Origin of the sequence: Bartonella massiliensis, from assembly GCF_902150025.1 — a bacterium.
GTDB lineage: Bacteria > Pseudomonadota > Alphaproteobacteria > Rhizobiales > Rhizobiaceae > Bartonella > Bartonella massiliensis.
In genome coordinates this window covers 23,394-43,065 of the sequence record NZ_CABFVS010000013.1, presented here as the reverse complement: position 1 = coordinate 43,065, position 19,672 = coordinate 23,394, and the positions used below count along the sequence as shown (strand labels likewise).

The following is a 19,672-nucleotide window of genomic DNA, read 5'->3' as shown; positions in this document are numbered from 1 at the left end:
CAGGGCTTTTTAAAAAGAGAGCTTTGAGAACGGAAGTTTAGTTCAAGGTTAGAAGTTATGAGACGTGTTGTTGTTACTGGTTTAGGATTAGTATCACCATTAGCAGGTAATGTTGAATATAGCTGGAAGCGACTTCTGGAAGGGAGAAGTGGTGTTCGGCGGGTTACTGAATTTGATGTGTCTGATTTGCCATGCCAGATTGCAGCGCGTATCCCCTTAGGGGAAGGAACAGAGGGGACTTATAATCCTGATTTGTATATGGAACCTAAAGAGCAACGTAAGGTTGATGCATTTATCGTTTATGCAATGGCTGCTGCTCACCAAGCGCTTGCAGATGCTGAATGGTTTCCTAAAAATGATGAAGATCAGATTTGTACAGGGGTATTAATTGGTTCTGGGATTGGAGGAATTGAGGGCATTGTTGAAGCTGGTTATACGCTTCGTGATAAAGGTCCACGTCGTGTTTCTCCTTTTTTTATTCCAGGTCGTTTGATTAATCTTGCTTCTGGCTATGTGTCTATTCAATATGGTTTACGGGGTCCTAATCATTCTGTCGTAACAGCTTGTTCGACGGGGGCACATGCGATCGGTGATGCCGCGCGGTTGATTATGTTCGGTGATGCAGATGTCATGGTAGCAGGGGGGACCGAATCTCCGATAAATCGGATATCTCTTGCAGGTTTTTCTGCTTGTAGAGCTCTTTCTACTTGTCGCAATGATGATCCTGAACGGGCCTCACGTCCTTATGATGCTGATCGTGATGGTTTTGTGATGGGGGAGGGAGCGGCGATTGTGGTTTTAGAAGAGCTGGAACATGCCAAAAGGCGAGGGGCTCATATTTATGCTGAGGTTATGGGCTATGGTTTATCGGGTGACGCTTACCACATTACAGCGCCTTCAGAAAGTGGTGAAGGGGCTCAGCGTAGTATGATGTCGGCTCTTAAGCATGCACAAGTGAATGTGAGTGAACTTGATTATATTAATGCTCATGGTACATCGACGATGGCTGATGCCATAGAGCTTGCAGCTGTTGAGCGTGTTTTAGGGAATTATGTCTCACAAGTTTCTATGTCATCAACGAAATCATCTATCGGGCATTTACTTGGTGCTGCCGGTGCTGCTGAGGCTATTTTTTGTGTTTTAGCTATACGGGACAATATAGCGCCAGCGACTCTTAATCTTGACAATCCGTCGATTGAAACAAAAATCGATCTTGTGCCGCACAAACCGCGTGAGCGAAAAATTGATACGATACTTTCAAACTCTTTTGGATTTGGTGGGACAAATGCATCATTAGTGATGCGACGTTTTAGGGGATAATAAGTATTTTCATTTAATTTCTGCTTTTGAATTTTCTCTTTTATTATAAGGTGAATGGGAAATTATAATATTGTCCTTAATTTCTATTGATGGGTTAAGTCCGATGTAAAAAATCATTAAAGGACAGAAGCGATTCCTCGTCGAATCATTGAAGCAGATATATGACATGTTAACACATAAAAAACGAAAGAAATCATCGATCGTCCGTAATCCGTTGGTTATTATCGGTCATTTTTTTCTTATGCTAATTGTGATTATTCTTTTTGGCATAAGTATTCCTCTTTATATTGGAAAAAGTATTTTTGAGGAAAAGGGAAAAATTGAGGAAGGACAAGTTGTTCTTATTCATCCAGGAACAGGAATTCGTGAGATTGCGTCATTGCTAGAAAAGCGTGGTTTCATTCGGTCATCAGATATTTTTGTTTATGGGGTTGGTTATTACCAAAACACAACTCATCTGAAGGCTGGTGAATATTTAATTCCAGCTCATGCATCAATGCAGGACATTATGGATATTCTTGTGAAAGGAAAATCCATTGAATATACATTTACAGTACCAGAAGGTTTAACGGTTCAGCAAGTTTTTGATCGCTTAGCGGAAAATGAAATTTTGATTGGGGATCTTCCAAAAATTTTGCCTCCAGAAGGCTATTTGATGACGGATACTGTTCGTTTTATTCGAGGGACGACGCGCGAAGAAATTATCAACAGATTGCTCGAAGGACAGAAAAATTTAATTCATACAATATGGGCTACACGTTCACCTGATTTACCCATTAAATCAATTGATGAATTTGTTATATTGGCCTCAATTGTTGAGAAAGAAACAGGAGTTGCAGCAGAAAGACCAATGGTTGCTGCGGTATTTTATAACCGCCTTACAAAGCATATGCGTCTTCAATCGGATCCAACGGTAATTTATGGTCTCTTTGGAGGAAAAGGAAAGCCATCGGATCGTGCAATTTATCGTTCAGATCTTGAGAAGGAAACACCTTATAATACTTATAAAATTAATGGTTTGCCCCCAACAGCTATTGCAAATCCAGGGCGCGATTCTTTGAAAGCGGTGGCACATCCACCAAGCAGTGATGCGCTTTATTTTGTTGCAGATGGTTCAGGAGGACATGTTTTTTCTCGAACTTTAGAGGAACATAATGTGAATGTTCGCAAATGGCGAGAATTAAAGGCAAAAAATTGATTTATAATGATACTATATATCGTAAATGAGAGCCAAAAATAGAGTAAGATTTTTCACCTTAAACTTTTGATAAGAATGATAAAAAATCATTTTCTTATATGTTACGAGTAGAATAAGCGTATGGATAAAAAATCTTTAAGAAAGAAAGTAATATATTTTTTGATAAATGATCTCAATAAAAGGTGCAGAATAACATGGAGAACCGCTAAAAAACAATTGATTAGGAAAAAGCTTGAGATAATGTATCATTCAAATTTTTAAAAAATTTATGAACAAAGTAGAATAATATGATGACAGACTTTAAAAGTGCGTTGAATACGATAAAAATAAATCAGCGCCGCGGTTTTTTATTTATTCTCTCTTCACCTTCAGGTACTGGTAAATCAACAATTTCTCGCTTACTCCTAAAAGATGGACAATTAGAGCTTTCTGTCAGTGCGACCACAAGGAAAAAGCGTTCTAGTGAAGTAGAAGGTCTCCACTATCACTTTATTTCAAAGGAAGAGTTTGAACATAAACGTGATAGAGATGAATTTATTGAATGGGCAGAGGTCCATGGGAATTATTACGGAACTTTACGCGAAAGCGTTGAAAATGCATTGAGTGCTGGTCGTGATATGTTGTTTGATATTGATTATCAAGGCACTGAGCAGATGCAAAAAAAATGCCAGGAGATACCGTATCTGTTTTTATTCTTCCACCATCAATGAAAGAGCTTGTTTCGCGTTTACATCGTCGAGCAGAAGATAGTCAAGATATCATCAATTTACGACTGGAGAACGCACGAACAGAGCTAAAACATTGGCATTCTTATGATTATATTGTAATTAATGAAGACTTAGATCAGTCTTTATCACTTATTAAATCAATTTATTTAGCTGAAACAGCAAAACGCGAGCGCTGTGCTTTTCTTGGCTCTTTTGTTGATAGACTTATTGCTGAAAAGATTGATTAATATTTTTATTGTTTTGAAAAAGTTATACTTTTTAGGTTATCAGATTTGCTAAAGTCACAAATTCAGAAATCGAAAGTGTTTCAGCACGGCGCGTTCCATCAATGCCAGCCTTTTCTAACAGTACTGTACCTCCAAGTGTTTTGAGGTTTTGACGAAGCATTTTTCGTCTTTGTCCAAAAGCGGTTTTTGTGACGAGGCTTAATTTTTGTGCAGAACAGACAAGAGGTCGTGTTCGTGGGATAATATGAACAACGGAAGATGTTACTTTAGGTGCCGGTATGAAAGCTTGAGGAGGCACATCAAAAGCAATTTTAGCCGTGGTACGCCAGCCAGTTAAGACGCTAAGACGTCCATAATGAGAAGATTGAGGTTTGGCCGTAATCCGTTGGGCAACCTCTCGTTGAAACATCAATGTCATTGATTCATAAAAAGGAGGCCATGGTTCCACTAACAGCCAATTTAATAAGAGTTGTGTTCCAATATTATAAGGAAGATTGGCAATAATGCGTGGCTTTTCAGGGCTTGTTACAAAGAGTTTTGAGAAGTCTTGTTTTAGCGCATCATGACAAATAAGTTTTAATTTGTTCGGATAGTGTTTTTCTATTTCTAAGAGAGCCGGTATGCAGCGCTCATCGCGTTCTATTGCTGTTACAATAGCCCCCTTTGCGAGCAAGGCGCGCGTGAGCCCTCCAGGACCTGGTCCAACTTCAATAACGGGTTTTCCTTCTATATTTCCTGCTTGATGAGCAATTTTAGAGGTTAAATTCAGATCAAGAAGAAAATTTTGTCCCAAAGATTTATGAGCTTGTAAGCCATATGTATCAATGACCTCACGCAGAGGGGGGAGATTATCTATTGGCATGGTATCAAACTATTTTTTGCAAGTTGATTTGCAAGTTTAAGAGCAGCAATAAAACTTTCCGGAGAAGCTATGCCTTTATCAGCAATGTCAAAAGCAGTTCCGTGATCTGGAGACGTACGAATAAAAGGGAGACCTAACGTGACATTAACGGTCGTATCAAAGTCTAATGTTTTAACAGGGATAAGGGCTTGATCATGATACATGCAAAGGGCAACATCATATGTCTTTCTTGCACATTCGTGGAACATTGTATCGGCAGGAAGCGGGCCTGTAATATTGAGTCCTTTCTTTTTAAGATATTCAATAGCAGGCATGATAACTTCAAACTCTTCTCTTCCCATTGTTCCCCCTTCTCCAGCATGAGGATTAAGACCAGCAACAGCTAAGCGGGGCGATGTTATTTTAAAGCGTGTTTTTAAGTCATATTCAGTAATGAAGGCTGTTTGAGTGATTAAATGATGGGTCAGCTGTGAAGGAACATCTTTGATTGGAATATGAACAGTCATTGGAACTGTCTTTAATCGAGGCCCTGCCAACATCATAACGGGATGATAACTTCTATGAAAAGCTTTATGAGCCAAATCAGCTAAAAATTCTGTATGACCTGGGAATTCAAATCCGATATCATAAAGATTTTTTTTGGCAATAGGACAAGTAACCAATGCAGAAGCATGTCCACTTTGAATCAGTTGAACAGCGCGCTCAATAGCTTCAATGATTCCAGCAGCATTGTCTGATGAAGATATACCTACTTGATCACTTTGTTTGTTTTTTAACGGTATAATAGGAAGAGCGTTTTGAAAATTTTTGACAGAATTGGTGACTAAAACAGATTCTACCTCAACATCAATCTGTAAAAAACAAGCACGTGAACGAACAACATCTGGATCAGCAATAAGGACAAAAGGTGGAACTTGACGAGTAACGCGCAAATTCCACGCTTTTAGAGCTATTTCAGGACCAATTCCGGCAGGATCACCACCACTAACAACAAGAGCAGTCATCATTGAATACGTGCTATGCGCCGCAGTTCTTCTAAATATTTTTCGCTTAATTCTTCAAGTTTTTTCGGGCTTCTTTTTTTACTGTCCTGAAGAGAAAATATGAGCCGCGCGACATAATCATCAGAAACTCTCTTTATTTTGCAAACGGCAATAGCTTCGATTCCATCAGATGTTTCTTGTAATTTTGTCATCTTTCCAGCAGGTGTTGCAAGAATAGCTTGCTCCCATGCACTGGGAAGTTGAGGCTCCAGAAACTTTCCTAAATGGCGAATTGTAACGTCTAAAATGCCTCTTGCTTGATTGTGAGCATTTGCACATCCATGGAAATGGGCGCGGAAATTGCTTGCTTCCCTTTGACGTCTTTCAAAGATCTCCGAGCGACGATGTGCAGGAATGACAAAAATAATGCGCTGTAATGTATATTCGTTGGTTGAAGGTTTAACACCACCATTTTTTAATATTCTGCGTACAGCTTCTTGTTCGCTAATCATACCCGTTTCAGCTTGATAACGTGCGCTAACAAGACGACCCCATCCTATTTGTCCTCGGATGTAATCTTTAAAGTGTTGTACAGTAATATCACTTTGGATCAGAATCTGATCAAGTTGATCAATGGTCATATTATTTTGTGTTGCAAAATTCTCAAAAGCTCTATCAACTTCATCATTGCTCACTTCAATATTACGGCGTTTTATTTCAATATCTTTCAGCGTTTCGTCAATAAGCTCTTTTTTAGCTTGTGCGACTAAATTGCCTTGCTTTTGTTGTAGTCTTAGAAAAGCAACACGCCTTTGTATATCATAATTTGTGATGGGGTTGCCATTAACTGTAACAACAATAGCAGTCTGCGCAAAGGCCAACGGAATCAAAAATTCATTTATTAGCAGGCTGCTTACACTCAAAGACGTAATATAAAATAAAGCAAGAACACGCTTTTTCAATTTATTCATGTAAATAGGCTTTCGCATTGTTTATTAATTTTCATCAACAACTTAGACTATACGCTTTCTTTCATAAAAACAATAATAAGTTAAATTACTTATATATTCCCTTTATAAATTTGAATCTATCTTTTTTCCGATATCTGCGATCGTACGCAATGAAAGAGAGAAATTAAAGTTTTGTAAGGTTTTTTTTCTCCCTGGATTTATTACCTGTTGATAACCGAATGTAAGCCCGAAACATTCATCTGCATAATTCAAGTTAATGCCTCGTTTTATAAATGTACCAGATACAAGATCATAACCGGCGTTGCTATTAATAGACCAATAGTCTGCCAGTTTAAACCCTGTTTGAAAAGAAATTTCTTGACGCTCTTTGGGATATTCGTAATTTGGTTGGCTTGCGATATAAGCATACTGTACAGAGGCCCAAAAAAAATTCCACTTTTGTGACGCTTCGATTTCACTACGGCGGATTTTTCCTGTTTTTTTATCAAAGCGTCCACGTGTTTCTAAGGAAAAGCCGTTTTTATGGGTTGCACCAAACATTGCAACATAATCTGAACGTTTTGCTTCTAAGCTAGAATGAATACCAACATTAACAAAGTCTTTTTCTGCAAAAGAATTCTTTCCTGCAAGATGAAAGGATTGTCCAATAAGACCATAAAGAGACCAATTGTCATTAAAACTTCCAGAATATCTTAAACCTATATTGGCTCTTGTACCTCCTTCTACACGATCATAACCAGAAAATTTATCTCGTTGAAAGAGCGTGGTTGCATCAAAGACAAAGCTTTGTGCATCTTCATTAGGAAGTTGTCCGATATATTGTTCATTATTGCGTATAAAAATTTGTGCGGTTGGTTCTATAATATGTGTAGAATGATCAGCTGTAATGAGGAAGGGATAGCGTGCCTCCAACCCTGCTGTTGCCATGCCACGAACTTTTGAGCCGTGAATTGCGGATAAGGCATTGTTTCCGACAAAAGCAGCATGATTTTCTTGTCCATTAACTGCAAGGATATCGGCGCGTAGAGAGAAAAGGGGGGTTAAGATGAGTCCATTGTGCGTATTAATGCGCTTTTTCCACTGAATCTCATTTGTTAAACGCAAACTATTTCCAGCCATACCAGAGAGTCTCACGGTGTTGAGAGAATTTTTGTTCCAGCCGGATGAACTGAAGTCAGCATGAGAGCGATAAATTGATTGCATATTGCTATGGAAGGTTAGCTCTCCATTATAAATAGGCTCATCTGGTGTGAAAGAATAATCAATGCGTGGTAGAACCCACGCTTGCCGAGAGTGACGTTCATAATGAGGATCATTCAATATCAAATCTTGAATTTTAAAATGATAAAAACGCATATCAAAATGGTTTTTCCCTGCAAGACCATTCAGATAGATCTGAGAAAGTTGTGTAGGATTGTTATAATTTTCAAGTTTGTAGGCACGACTAAAATGCCGATCCGATTGTACAAGAATATCCCATCCATAAGTCCAATGCGCATTAATACGAAAGTCCCCCTTTGTCGCTAGCATATAACGGTTTTTATACTGTGCATCAATTGTATCATTATCAAATCGATGCGGTTTTATTTGATAGATATGAGCAAAGCGAATGTTATAACGGCCCGTTTTTAAACGCTGACGCCATTCCCCTTCGGTTAAAAGTCCTTGTTGGGTATAAACGGTAGAAGAAAGCGTGAAATCATAATGGGGGGCGAGATTCCAGAAATAAGAATTCTTTATGCCCATACCAAGATAATTAGTAAAAGAAAAATGAGGTGTAAGCAGACCGCTAGCACGCTTGACCGTTGGATCATAGAGCTCAAAATTTGGAAATTTTATAATCGGTACACCAAAAACTTCGAAGCTGCTATTTTCAAACCGAATTTTTTTGACGCTATTATTCCATATGATCTTTCTGGCTTTAATTTTCCACAAGACCTCTCTATCTGGTTTATAAGAGCAAGGTTCACAGGCTGTATAGGTTGCATTTTCAAAGACTGTTATTTGATTGTTTTTGCGTGTTGCATTTTGGGCTGCAAAGTGAACATTGTTGGCCGTATCAATACGTAAGGCATTTACAAAACCCTCGCCAAGATCTTTTGTCATATCAATTTGATTGGAATAAATTTTATTTCCATCTTTTTGAGTAATTTCAACATTCCCTTGTGCTATAAGTCGTCCTGTTTTTTGATTGTAAATAATTTTTTGAGCGACAACTTTATTGCCATCATATTCGATTTGGACATTCCCTTGTGCAGAAACAGTGTTTTCATCACGATTGTAGATGAGTTCATCTGCAGAGAGCAAAAGAGGAAGCTCTGAATTTTGAATGTGACTTTGAGAAGAAGATAGAAGGCTTTGAGCATGCGCACTACAAGGCAAAGCCCCCCCTAAAATAATCCCCATGACACTTCTAAAAGAAAGAGCACTTAATTTTTTAAAAATGATTTTTTTATCTGTTAATGCTTTCACTTAGCCATCCTCTTTATGAAGTAGAAAAGAGATTCCCAAGAATAATGCAATAACAACTGGTGTCCAAGCGGCAATAATTGGTGGGATATATCCAGCATTACCAAATGCCTGAACAAGTACAGAAATAACATAAAGCATAAACCCAGCGATTACGCCACCAAGAATCAACGTTCCAGATTGGCCAGAACGTGTAAAGTTTAAAGATACGGTTGCCGCAATAAGAGTCATTGCCACAAGCAATGCTGGTAAGGCAATCAAAGATTGTAAATACATATCAAAATTATGGGCAGAATGGCCAAATGAACGTGCAATCATAATTTTTTTTGGCAATTGGTAAAATGGAATAGTTGCTGGATTTACTAAACGTTCCGTTAAAAATTCAGGTTTTAGATTGGTTTTTATTTGCAACACGGAAAATTTTTCAGGGGGATGTCCTATTTTATAGATTGTTCCATTTGTTAAGAGCCAAGCACCATTGGTTAAGGTTGCTTTTGGGGCGTTAATCCAATTTTTGACGGTTGCGTTATCCTTGTATTGTACAAAGGTTGCATCGAGAAGAGAAAGTCCTTGATCGGTGATAAATTTAGCACCAATGGTTGTTCTGCCTAAGTCTGTACGCTGTGTTAACCAATGAATACGTGGATGATGAAGAGGTGTTAACACATTACTATTGCGCCATTCAGTCATCATTTTTTCTGCTTTAGAAAATCCCCATGCAGCAAGGGGGTTGATGAGAAGAATTGAAAATAGTCCTAAAAGCAAAGCGCCCAAACAGGCTGGCATAAGAAATTGCCATGCAGAAACACCGATTGAACGCGTTATCACAAGTTCAAGTTTTTTGTTGAGCGAGATAAGCGTTGCCATTGCTGAAAAGAGTGCAATAAAAGGGATAAGCTGTTGCATAATAAAAGGGATGCGTAAAACAGAGAGGAGAAATGCATCTTTTGCTGTGTAATGCGCAAGGGAGGGGAGTCTACCGGAATTTTCTGTAAAATCGATTAAAAGAGCAAGAACAAAAATACCCCCCAAAAAATAACACGTTATTTTAAGGTAACGTATAAAAAAATAGCGTCCAAGTGTCCACCCAATCATGATATTTCATCCGGAAAATCTTGAGATTTTCGATGTTCAAATTTGTTCATTATTTTTTGAAAAAAAATTTGAAATATCTCATTAAGTTTTGTGGGGAGTCCAATTCTATGATTCGTTAAAAGCATAAAAAAGACCAATATACTTGTTCCTATGGGGGTAATATAAAGGAGAGGAACATATGCAAGATCGTTCTTTGCTTTTTCGGCGAAAAAATATCCTATCCAATAGACCAGAAAAGAAAGGGCAATTGCCGAGAAATTTGCGGCATGACGAGCTTGTCGATGGGAACGTACATTACCGGCCGCTGCTAATGCAATAAGTGAAAAAACGATTGGATAGAGCCATTGTGTTAGTCGGCGGTGGAACTCAGCTTTATATTGGAGTGGTTTTCGTTGATAGTAGGGATCTTTTGGATCAGGGTTTTGTAAATAAGAAAGAGATCGATCTTTGGGATAAAGAGTAGGTGTTTTATCACTGGGAATAAACTCTCCTAGGCTAAAGGTATATGCGCTAAATTGAACGATTGAAACACTGTTATTTTGATGGTTTACTCTTTCTATTTCACCGTTATTGAGGATTAAAAAGCGACCGTTTTGATTGTTTACAATAGAGGCTTTTGTTGCATAATAAAAAAGATCAGTTTTAGGATCACGCTGGTCGGCAATGAAAAGACGTTCAAGTGTTCCGTTTGGATTTCGTGCGCCAATTTCTATGTAAAGGTTATTGGCAAGCTTTTGAAAGCTTCCTTCACTAATGAGCAGATTAATAAGATCAAAATGGGCATTTGCGAGCATTTGTCGCATATGAAGGCGTGCTTGAGGAACGACAAAATTAGCGATAGAAAAAGAAATACATGATGCCCCAATAGCAAGGAGAAGAATAGGTTTCCAAACAGTACTCTTAGGAAAACCAGAGGCATTGATGACAGCAAGTTCTGAGTCTTGATTCATTGCTGAAAGGATGGTTGTAACTGCGATCACTAATGCAAATGGAATAACAAGAAAAATAACAGAAGGAACCAATGAAAGTGAAAATTGTAAGACTGTAAGGAGTGTTTGTTTACTTGTTGTAAGAAAGTTTATCCGAGCAAGAATCTGAACTGTCCAACTAACGCTTACAGCTGCAATCATGACAGCACTAAACAAAACAAAAACACGCTTTAGGATGTAGAACTCAATAATACGCATAAATTAGGGAATACTCTCAATCTTTAATTCGACAGCAAATATTTCTATTGCTTTCGGTTCAAATGTAATAAAATTAAAAAAATACCCTCCCCTAGATTGGATATTCTCACCCTAATACAAAATTATTCACTAGATTCCTTTTAATTTTCACACATATTATATTTTATTTTCAACGATAGTCTATAAAGAATCTAAAAAATAACTTAAAATTTTTTATTAAGGTTGAAAATAATTTTTTTGCCTTTTTTTAAGAGCCTTTTAAAGACACGAGAAAAAAGATGATACAGCTCAATAGAAAAAGAGGTTTATATCTTGAACCATTTTCTTTTATATGAGGGGTATAGAGGTTTCTCTAAAAAAGATGTTGGCTTTTTATAAAGAATAATGAGGGCTTAAGAGATTGGATATTTTATTCTATCATTTGACGCAGTCAACGCTGAAAGAAATTTTGCCAACGCTTGTGGAGCGGGCATTGGCTCGTTTTGGTAAAGTAACAATACAATGTGTGAGTAAAGAGCAACGCGATTCTATAGATATGCATTTATGGGTTTATGCTGATGAATCGTTTATTGGACATGGAACAGAGTGTGATCAATATTCAAGCTTTCAGCCTGTATTTCTGACGACAGGACAAGAAAATCCCAATGATTCAAAGCTTCGCTTTCTCGTAGAAGGAGCCGTTTGTTCTGATATTGATGCTTATCAACGGCTTGTTGTGCTATTTGATGGTAGAAATGATGAGCAGTTGAATTTTGCACGGGAACAGTGGAAAAAATATAAAATGGAAAATCATAATTTAACGTATTGGCAACAGAGCGAAGATCGTAGTTGGGAAAAACAGGTTTAATGCGTCTCGTATCTTTTGTTCTGATTTTTATAGGAGTGCTAGGAATGGTCAATCCAGCACTTTTTATTGCGGAGGGCTCAGGAGGAGGTCGTTGGGTCTTTATTGTGATTTTTCTGTTAGGTATACTAAGAATATGGCCTATAAGTAAAACAATGAAACGGCGTGATGATGATGATTGATTGCATTTTGCTTGTTTTATGGGCCGTGATGTTGGCTTTTTTTTGCGTCTCGTGGTTGGGAACAACGCATATCTTATCAGGAATGTTCGCTGTTGCTGACATGAGCAATCTTGCGGATTTTTTATTTTTCTTTTTAAGCGCATTTTTTGCGGGAATATTGTGGTGGAGTATACCGCAACCTCTGTCTTTTAAAATGAGACTGGCAGCATTTTTGCTGCCAGTTTTTATTTTATTTTTCGTTATTATATTTTAGTTGGATATTTCATCATCTGTAAATCCGACAAAGCAGATTAGTGAAATAAAAGAAGCAAGAAGCAAATAATAGCCGATATAAGATGTATCAAAATGCTGCACCAGATATTCTGCAATATAAGGCGCCAGAGAGGCCCCTACGATACCCGATAAGTTGAAAGTGATAGAAGAACCCGTGTATCGAATAGCTGTTGGATATGGTGAAGCTAAAACAGCACCAAGAGGGCTATATATCATTCCCATGAGTGATAAACCAATGACAGACATTGCAAGCACGCCTATAACGCCAGAACTTAAGAAATAAGGAATTGCGAAAGAATAGATCCCAGTGATGATTGTAATCCAAATCATCAAAGTTCTTCGTCTAATACGATCAGCGAGTCTTCCTGTGATGACAGTAAAAATCCCACAGAAAACAGCACCGATAATTTCAACTTGAAGAGCTTGATAAAACGGCAATTGTAGATGATTTGTTGAATAGCTTAGCAAATATGCAGTAACTAAGTAAAACAAAACAAATGTTGCCATACCAGAAAATATTCCAAGAAATAGGATTCGTGGACATTCTAAAAAGACATCGATGATAGGAACTTTGACACGTTCTTTACTTTCAAGCGTTTTTTTGAATTGAACCGTTTCATTGATTGAAAGACGAACCCATAATCCTATAATCATGAAAACAACTGAAGCAATAAACGGAATGCGCCATCCCCAAGCTAAAAGTTCATCATGATCGAGAAAGTATAAAAGAGCTAAATAAACAGCAATGGATAAAAACAAACCAATTGGAACGCCCAATTGGGGGAACATTGCATACCAGCCCCGCTTTTCGGGAGGGGCATTTTCTGTTGCGAGTAAAACTGCTCCTCCCCATTCTCCTCCTAATCCCATTCCTTGTCCAATACGGCACAAAGTTAAGAGGAAAGGGGCAAACCACCCAGCTGTTTCATATGTGGGAAGAAAACCAATAATGACTGTTGAAAGTCCCATTGTAAGAAGAGAGGCGATCAGTGTTGCTTTTCTTCCAATTTTATCTCCAAAATGTCCAAAGACAACTGATCCAAAGGGGCGGGCAAAAAAAGCCGCTCCAAAGATCAGGAAAGATTGTAAAATGGCAATCTGATCATTTTGTGTTGGAAAAAACACATGAGGAAATATGAGAGCGGCGGCAGTGGCAAAGACATAGAAGTCAAAAAATTCAATTGTTGGGCCAATAAGGCTTGCAAACAAAATGCGACGAGGGGAATTTCTGTTGCTTGTACCTTGTATTTCTGAGTTTATAGACATGAATAGAATGTCCCTTTCAGTATATGACAAATCAAATATGAATTAACCAACTATAATTATAAAAAATTCAAATCAGTGTCGAGTCGATATTATGCGTTTCTTAATATATTCAAACTATGATTATAGCTTGATGAGCATGAATTAAGTGTTTTTTAGATTATTAAAAAAGAAACTATTTTAAATGCTGTCAAAGATGAAAATATGTGGACATTAAAGGCTGTCTTCATTCACGGTGCTGTTTTCTTTAAATTTTAAAGCCGATTTTATTGATTGAGGATCAATCTTATTCGTAGATCAGTGTTTAGCGTTTCAAAATATTCAAAAAAATCTTTATGAATATAATTATAACACTTTTTAAGTGTATTTATTAAAAACAAATCCTTTGGTTGTGCATGTATTTTAAAACACATAGTGTATATTTGATCTTTCAGAGTTTAAACCATTGAATGCTTTGTTATCTTAAAAAATATGAGGTTGAGCCATTACAGAGTGTTGTTTTGGTCTATGCACTTTTTTCTAAATGAGGGGGATTAAAATTTGGAATTATGGAGTGTGAATAATGCAACGAAAATTGAAATTAAGTTTTTGTGCGTTAATGACCAGTAGTTTTTTTGTCAAGATTCCGAATGCATATGGAGTAGCAACACCAAACGAAAAGCTATTAACACCGGTAGGTATCAATGAACATTCAGAAAAGATAAGAAAATTGTTATCAAAAGTAAGGGGATTAAAAGAAAAAAAAGAGGGGGCAAAAATGATAGTGCATGAAAAGGCAATAGAAGGAAATAAGTCTTCAGAGGAGGAAAGGAAGGAATCAGAGAACTTGTTTTTTGAAGTCTTAACAAATTCAATAATAAGCGATGGTGCTTCTATTTATATTACCAACCGTGATTCTGACGATTCTGAAATAAATAGCTTTAGCTATGAAAATGCAGGCTATTCTATCAATAATACGGTTCGAAAGGGTGGAAAACTCTATATTATTGAAGCGAGTGTTAGTAGGGATACGACAATTACACATAATGGGATTGAGTTTGTCAAAAACTTGAGCACTTCAGAATATGCCATTGTAAAAAAAAGGGGTAAACAAATTATTGAGAGTGGTGCAAATGCTGAAGGGACTAAAATCTATGGTGGCGAACAGACTATTTTTGGTCAGGGGATCCTTAAATCTGGTTTGTTGATTAAAGATAAGGCGAGTAGTGCTTACAATACAGAGATTCATGCTGCAGATGGAATGCTAGGAATACAAAATGTCTATAGTGGAGGGATGGCTGTTGACACAAAGGTTATGAAAGGTGGTGTCCAGAATCTTGGTAGTCAAAAGAATTTTAATAATGGTTTCTCAGAAGATGCTGATACAGCCGATATAGAAGAGGAAGATTTTACTCTCAATGAGGGGGCTTTTGCACTGAGTACGGAACTTTTTAAAAATGGGATGCAGAATATATTTGCAGGAGGGAATGCGGGTGAAGTTACTTTATATGATAGAGCTACTCAGAAAATATATGATACCGGATATGTGGACACTTTGACAATTAATCATCAAGCACAATCATGGATGTTGGCTGGTGCAATAGCAGATAAGGATACAAATGTTCATGATTTTGGCAGCCTTTATCTTTATTCTGGGAATGGTGAAGCGGTTACGAAAGTAGAAAATCTTAATTTAAATGGAAAAGATACCAAACTATACATTATTGCTTCTGAAGATAACGGCAAAAAAACTCACGTTAATATCCAGAATTTAAAAGGAAATGGTCGCGTTATTTTTACGTCTTCTGGGGCTAATAAGCATTACTCTCAGCTTAATCTTGATGATCTTTCAGGTTTTTTACATTTTGATTTTAATGTCAACTTTGCCAAGCACCTTAGTGATTATCTTGTCATTAAAGAAAGGAGTTCTGGATATCATACAATCAGTGTGATGGATTCAGGGCGTGAAATGACAAATTCTTTTCACAAAAAGCTAAAATTAATTTCTGATCATAGTGGAAAGGCTCATTTTACTCTGACAAATACTTTTGGTGAAAAAATCGAAACGATTGATGCAGGAACCTATAGGTATCGTTTGAAACACAGAAATAATAAGGATACCGGTAAAATTTGGTATTTAGATGCGAATTATGCCGCTGATAAGACAAGTCCCTCCTTATTTTCTGACTTTAATTTGCAACCATCTGCTATGGCTTCATTATCGAGTGATCTCGCAGAACACACAATCGAAAAGGGAATGATTGTTACGATTGCAGATTCTAGCGTTAACAGTAGCGGTGAGAAAGTTGATAGTAATGGAGAAACTTCAATTCGTAATACAGTTAAAAATGGTGGAAAGCTCTTCGTTTATAGCGGTGGTTTTAGCTTGTATACCAAAATTGAAAATGGCGGTATTGAGCTTATTAAAACACAAGGAATTTCACAAGATAGTATTGTTCATAAAGGGGGACAACAAAGAATTGAAAATGAGGGCAAAGCGGAAGATACACAAATTTTCGGTGGTGAGCAGTTTGTTTCAGGAAAGTCTGATATCAAAGGTGAGAAGGTGAAGAGCAGTGCCTATGACACCGTCATTTCTGGTGAAAATGGCGTGCGAGGATATCAGAATGTGTACGATGATGGAGAGGCTTTTCGTACAAAAATTATGGAAGGAGGGGTACAAAATCTTTATGTAGAAGGGGATATAGACGATTATAGAAGTTTTGCATTTAATACAGAGGTCTTTTCTGGTGGAGAGCAACACGTTTTAGCGGGGGAATAGCTCGTGGGGTTCTTTTACAAGGGACTGCTTTCCAGAAAATAGATTTAGGAGGGTATGTAAAAGATTTAACCATTAAGGATCAAGCACAGTCATGGTTACATTCTGGTGCAACATTAGAAGGAAGCACCATGATTCATGATTCTGGACGAATTTATCTTTATGCTGGTGCTGATCAATCTCGTACTGAAGTCGAAAAAATTATTTTAAATGGCAAAGATACAAAATTGTACGCTATTGCTTCTACAATGGATGGCGAAAGTTCTTTGATTGAGAATTTAAGCGGGAATGGTCGTGTTATTTTTACTTCTACCGTATTTAATCCACATTATTCTAAACTTGAGATCGGTAATCTTTCAGGGAATTTACATTTTAGACTGAATACCAATTTTGAGGAGCAGCGCGGTGATTATCTCCTTATAAAAAAGGGGGAAGGACATCACACCATAAGCGTGATTGATTCTGGTGTTGAAATGACCAATTCTTCTTTACAAAACTAGAACTTAGTTTTAGAGCTTGATTTCATTCATGAACAAAGCGGAAATGCCTATTTTACGCTGACAGATTTTTCTGGTGAAAAGACGAGTACAGTTGATGGTGGAGCCTACATATATGCTCTAAAGATAAAAGATCATAACGGTAGAAAAATTTGGTCTTTGGTACCGTTAGAAATAACTTCTACTTCTTTAGATTCTTCATCTCATATGGAATTACCTATAGAGGAAACTCCGGAAAAGGAAGAAAATATCACACCATCAAAAGATGTTGGTATTAATTTTTATCCATATTCTGATGTCATTAATTTTAGTATTCGTGAGGGAGAAGGCATTTTACAAAGCTTTTTGCTTGGTGATGATCGCACCATTTATATTTCTGGTGATGGAGGCGCTCTTAAACAGTCTATTAACGCGACGGTTGAGGGATCTGGAACACTTTATGTTGAAGCGGGTGGTTTCAGTAAGAATACGACAATTGAGCATGGTGATTCAGAGATTATAGGGGAACAGGGAATCTCAGAGCCTACGATTATTTACGAGGGCGGGCAACAAAAGGTAGAAGGAGGAGGGACAGTATTGCAAGCTAAAATCTACGGTGGTAATCAGCTTGTTTGGGGAGATAGTTACGAAAACGGGGGGATTGTTGGAAGCAGTGCTTATGATACGACACTTTATAGTCAGGGGGATACACCGGGACAGCAGAATGTCTATGATGATGGAATGGTAGTGGGAACAAAAGTGATGAGTGGGGGAATACAAACTCTTGCTAAATGGTTTCCTGATGACGATAACTTTGCAGAAAAAGCCGGTGGTTTAGCCGTGAATACTGAGGTTTTTGCAGGTGATGTTCAGCGAGTATTCGCAGAGGGAACGGCGGATACAGTAATTTTACGTGCTGGTGGTATTCAAGAAGTTCATGCTGGTAGCATTGTAAAAAATCTAATGATTGAAGGTGATGCGCATTCATGGGTTTCTGCTGGTGCGCTGTTAGAAGGAGAAATAAAAATTCATGATTTAGGGCAACTCCATCTTGATGCTGGAGATGATCAACATCATACCACAGTAGAAGATGTCCATTTAGAGGGGGAAAATGCTCAATTATACTTTGTTGCGAGTGAGTTTGACGACAAAAGAACACAGATTCAGAAGTTAAGTGGTGTAGGACAAGTCACTTTTACCTCTACTGAGGATGATTTATATTATTCTCGGCTTTATGTGGATGACCTTTCGGGGAGACTCCATTTCGATTTTAATGTTAGCCTTGCAGAAGGAAAGGGGGATTATCTTTTTATCAATAATGGTGGTGGTTCTCACACAATACGTGTGGCTGATTCTGATATTGAAATTGTTGATCCTACTTCAATAGAACTTGATTTAATTGTGGATCAAAGTGGCGGTGCATCTTTTACTTTACAAAGTTTTTCTGGTGCAAAAATTCAAATTGCTGATGGTGGAACTTACACGTATGCTTTAAAACAAAGAGTTGGTGAGGATGGGGATGAAAAAGTTTGGTATTTATCTGCAGTCTTTATTGATAACTTTTCATTTCTCAATGGTCTGCCATGCAGTAGAAGAAGATCTGCACGACACTTAAGTCAAAATCAATCGGTTTCTCCTGTTTCAACGCTTACAAAGACACAAGAGCATGCGATTAAGTTACCACATCGAAGAGAAAACTCCCGCAACTTGAGTCAACAATCTCCAGCTTCTGTTTCTTCAATTGTTTCAACATCTTCCCAATCTTTAGCCGATCAAATGATTTTGCGACCAGCGCATAAAGAGCAAGCTTCTCCACAATTAAGTGAGATGCTTTCAGTTTCTCAACTTTTAACCACGCCTTCTACAGATGCGGTATTGTCCATGTCTGTCGCTCCAGCAATGGTGTTTCACAATGAAATGCAAATTGTGCGTGCGGGAAGAGGAATTTTAGATCAAAGTAAAAAGAATACGGCTTTATGGACCTATGCAATTAAAACGAAAGAGAGTATTGCAACAGAGCATATAGACTTTAAGCTCGATCAGACCGGTATCGTTTTAGGAATCAATGGCTTAAGCGAATGGGCAAATAGAGCGTTTTATATAGGTGGTTTTGGCAGTTATGACCACGCACGCATTGTGCATGCACGGGGGGGAACCAGCGGTATTAATAGTTATGGTATTGGCGCTTATGTCACTTATTTGGACTATAGTGGATGGTATCTTGATAGTGTTTTAAAATATAATCATTATCAGAATACTCTAAAGGCGGTTTCAACGAATGGTTTAGGGATTGAAGGAACCTATACGCAATGGGCAGTAGGAGCCTCCTTTGAAGCCGGTTATCGGATTCAGACATCCAAGAACAGTTGGTTGCAGCCTTATGGACAATTTACATGGTTGCAAGTTGAGGGCAAAGAAATCAAGTTATCGAATGACATGATCGGTAACATGCGTCCCTTCACTTCATTACGCAGTGAGGTTGGCTTATCTTTAGGGTATGAATTTGGCTCTCGTATGGCTTCTTCATCACAGGCATATATTACAGCAGCATGGTTGCGTGAGAATAAAGACGATAATCAGACATTGATTAATGAACAACATCCATTTAGCACGGACTTGTCAGGCAATGCGAGTAAATTAGGCATAGGTTTAAGCAGTTTTGTGAGTGAGAAGTTGAAATTATATGGTGAGGCCCATTATGTTAAAGGGCGTAAAACAAAACAATCCCTTCAGGGCATTATAGGGGTGCGCTATAGTTTTTAACGATATGGTTATTTTTTCGTTATCTTTAAATGTATGATTGTTTTTAAAAGCCTTTAATGAAGTGTCAGAAAAT

The 19,672-nt window shown here is 37.7% G+C and carries 11 protein-coding genes and 3 pseudogenes; 7 read left to right on the top strand and 7 right to left on the bottom strand.

Translation table 11 applies throughout. From position 1 onward, the window contains the following. The first annotated feature begins 57 nt into the window (after window positions 1-57). The 3 genes and pseudogenes from fabF (at window position 58) to gmk (ending at window position 3,473) form a co-directional block, all read left to right on the top strand. Window positions 58-1,320 carry a beta-ketoacyl-ACP synthase II gene (gene fabF / locus FNZ60_RS03490; RefSeq protein ID WP_142416317.1) on the top strand — a complete coding sequence of 421 codons (1,263 nt, stop codon included), beginning with the start codon at window positions 58-60 and terminating at the stop codon, window positions 1,318-1,320. 113 nt (window positions 1,321-1,433) lie between these two features. Next, a pseudogene (gene mltG / locus FNZ60_RS03485) lies at window positions 1,434-2,518 on the top strand (endolytic transglycosylase MltG); the annotation flags it as partial. Between the two features lie 290 nt (window positions 2,519-2,808). After that, window positions 2,809-3,473 (top strand): annotated as a pseudogene (gmk, locus tag FNZ60_RS03480) (guanylate kinase). 31 nt (window positions 3,474-3,504) lie between these two features. Here gmk and rsmA read toward each other — a convergent pair. The 6 genes from rsmA to lptF all read right to left on the bottom strand — a co-directional run bounded on the left by rsmA (window position 3,505) and on the right by lptF (window position 11,040). After that, complete coding sequence (gene rsmA, locus FNZ60_RS03475; RefSeq protein ID WP_142416315.1) at window positions 3,505-4,335, bottom strand: 16S rRNA (adenine(1518)-N(6)/adenine(1519)-N(6))-dimethyltransferase RsmA; 831 nt, start codon at window positions 4,333-4,335, stop codon at window positions 3,505-3,507. After that, window positions 4,326-5,339: a 4-hydroxythreonine-4-phosphate dehydrogenase PdxA gene (gene pdxA / locus FNZ60_RS03470; protein WP_142416355.1), complete on the bottom strand. Its 1,014-nt coding sequence runs from the start codon at window positions 5,337-5,339 to the stop codon at window positions 4,326-4,328. Before pdxA ends, rsmA begins: the two co-directional genes overlap by 10 nt. Continuing rightward, entirely contained in the window at window positions 5,339-6,289 is a 951-nt protein-coding gene (locus FNZ60_RS03465; RefSeq protein WP_142416314.1) for a SurA N-terminal domain-containing protein, read from the bottom strand. Before FNZ60_RS03465 ends, pdxA begins: the two co-directional genes overlap by 1 nt. Window positions 6,290-6,391: 102 nt before the next feature. Beyond that, window positions 6,392-8,761: an LPS-assembly protein LptD gene (locus tag FNZ60_RS03460; RefSeq protein ID WP_142416313.1), complete on the bottom strand. Its 2,370-nt coding sequence runs from the start codon at window positions 8,759-8,761 to the stop codon at window positions 6,392-6,394. Then, window positions 8,762-9,853, bottom strand: a complete 1,092-nt coding sequence (gene lptG / locus FNZ60_RS03455) for an LPS export ABC transporter permease LptG (RefSeq protein ID WP_142416312.1) — start codon at window positions 9,851-9,853, stop codon at window positions 8,762-8,764. It abuts the gene before it with no gap. Next, window positions 9,850-11,040: an LPS export ABC transporter permease LptF gene (gene lptF / locus FNZ60_RS03450; protein WP_142416311.1), complete on the bottom strand. Its 1,191-nt coding sequence runs from the start codon at window positions 11,038-11,040 to the stop codon at window positions 9,850-9,852. Before lptF ends, lptG begins: the two co-directional genes overlap by 4 nt. 400 nt (window positions 11,041-11,440) lie before the next feature. Here lptF and FNZ60_RS03445 point away from each other — a divergent pair, with 400 nt between their 5' ends. From FNZ60_RS03445 to FNZ60_RS10070, 3 genes are read left to right on the top strand one after another with little or no spacing between them, the layout of a single operon-like run. Continuing rightward, entirely contained in the window at window positions 11,441-11,887 is a 447-nt protein-coding gene (locus FNZ60_RS03445) for a DNA polymerase III subunit chi (RefSeq protein WP_142416310.1), read from the top strand. Continuing rightward, entirely contained in the window at window positions 11,887-12,066 is a 180-nt protein-coding gene (locus FNZ60_RS03440) for a hypothetical protein (RefSeq protein ID WP_142416309.1), read from the top strand. The genes FNZ60_RS03445 and FNZ60_RS03440 overlap by 1 nt, the downstream gene beginning before the upstream one ends. After that, on the top strand, window positions 12,056-12,319 hold the full coding sequence (locus tag FNZ60_RS10070; RefSeq protein WP_142416308.1) for a hypothetical protein: 264 nt from the start codon (window positions 12,056-12,058) through the stop codon (window positions 12,317-12,319). The genes FNZ60_RS03440 and FNZ60_RS10070 overlap by 11 nt, the downstream gene beginning before the upstream one ends. Here FNZ60_RS10070 and FNZ60_RS03430 read toward each other — a convergent pair. Next, a complete protein-coding gene (locus tag FNZ60_RS03430) occupies window positions 12,316-13,605 on the bottom strand; it encodes an MFS transporter (RefSeq protein ID WP_142416307.1) in 1,290 nt (429 codons plus the stop codon). The two genes, FNZ60_RS10070 and FNZ60_RS03430, sit on opposite strands and share 4 nt — an antisense overlap. A 559-nt stretch (window positions 13,606-14,164) precedes the next feature. Here FNZ60_RS03430 and bafA point away from each other — a divergent pair. Continuing rightward, window positions 14,165-19,599: pseudogene (bafA, locus tag FNZ60_RS03425) on the top strand (BafA family autotransporter). The last annotated feature ends 73 nt before the right edge of the window (window positions 19,600-19,672 follow it).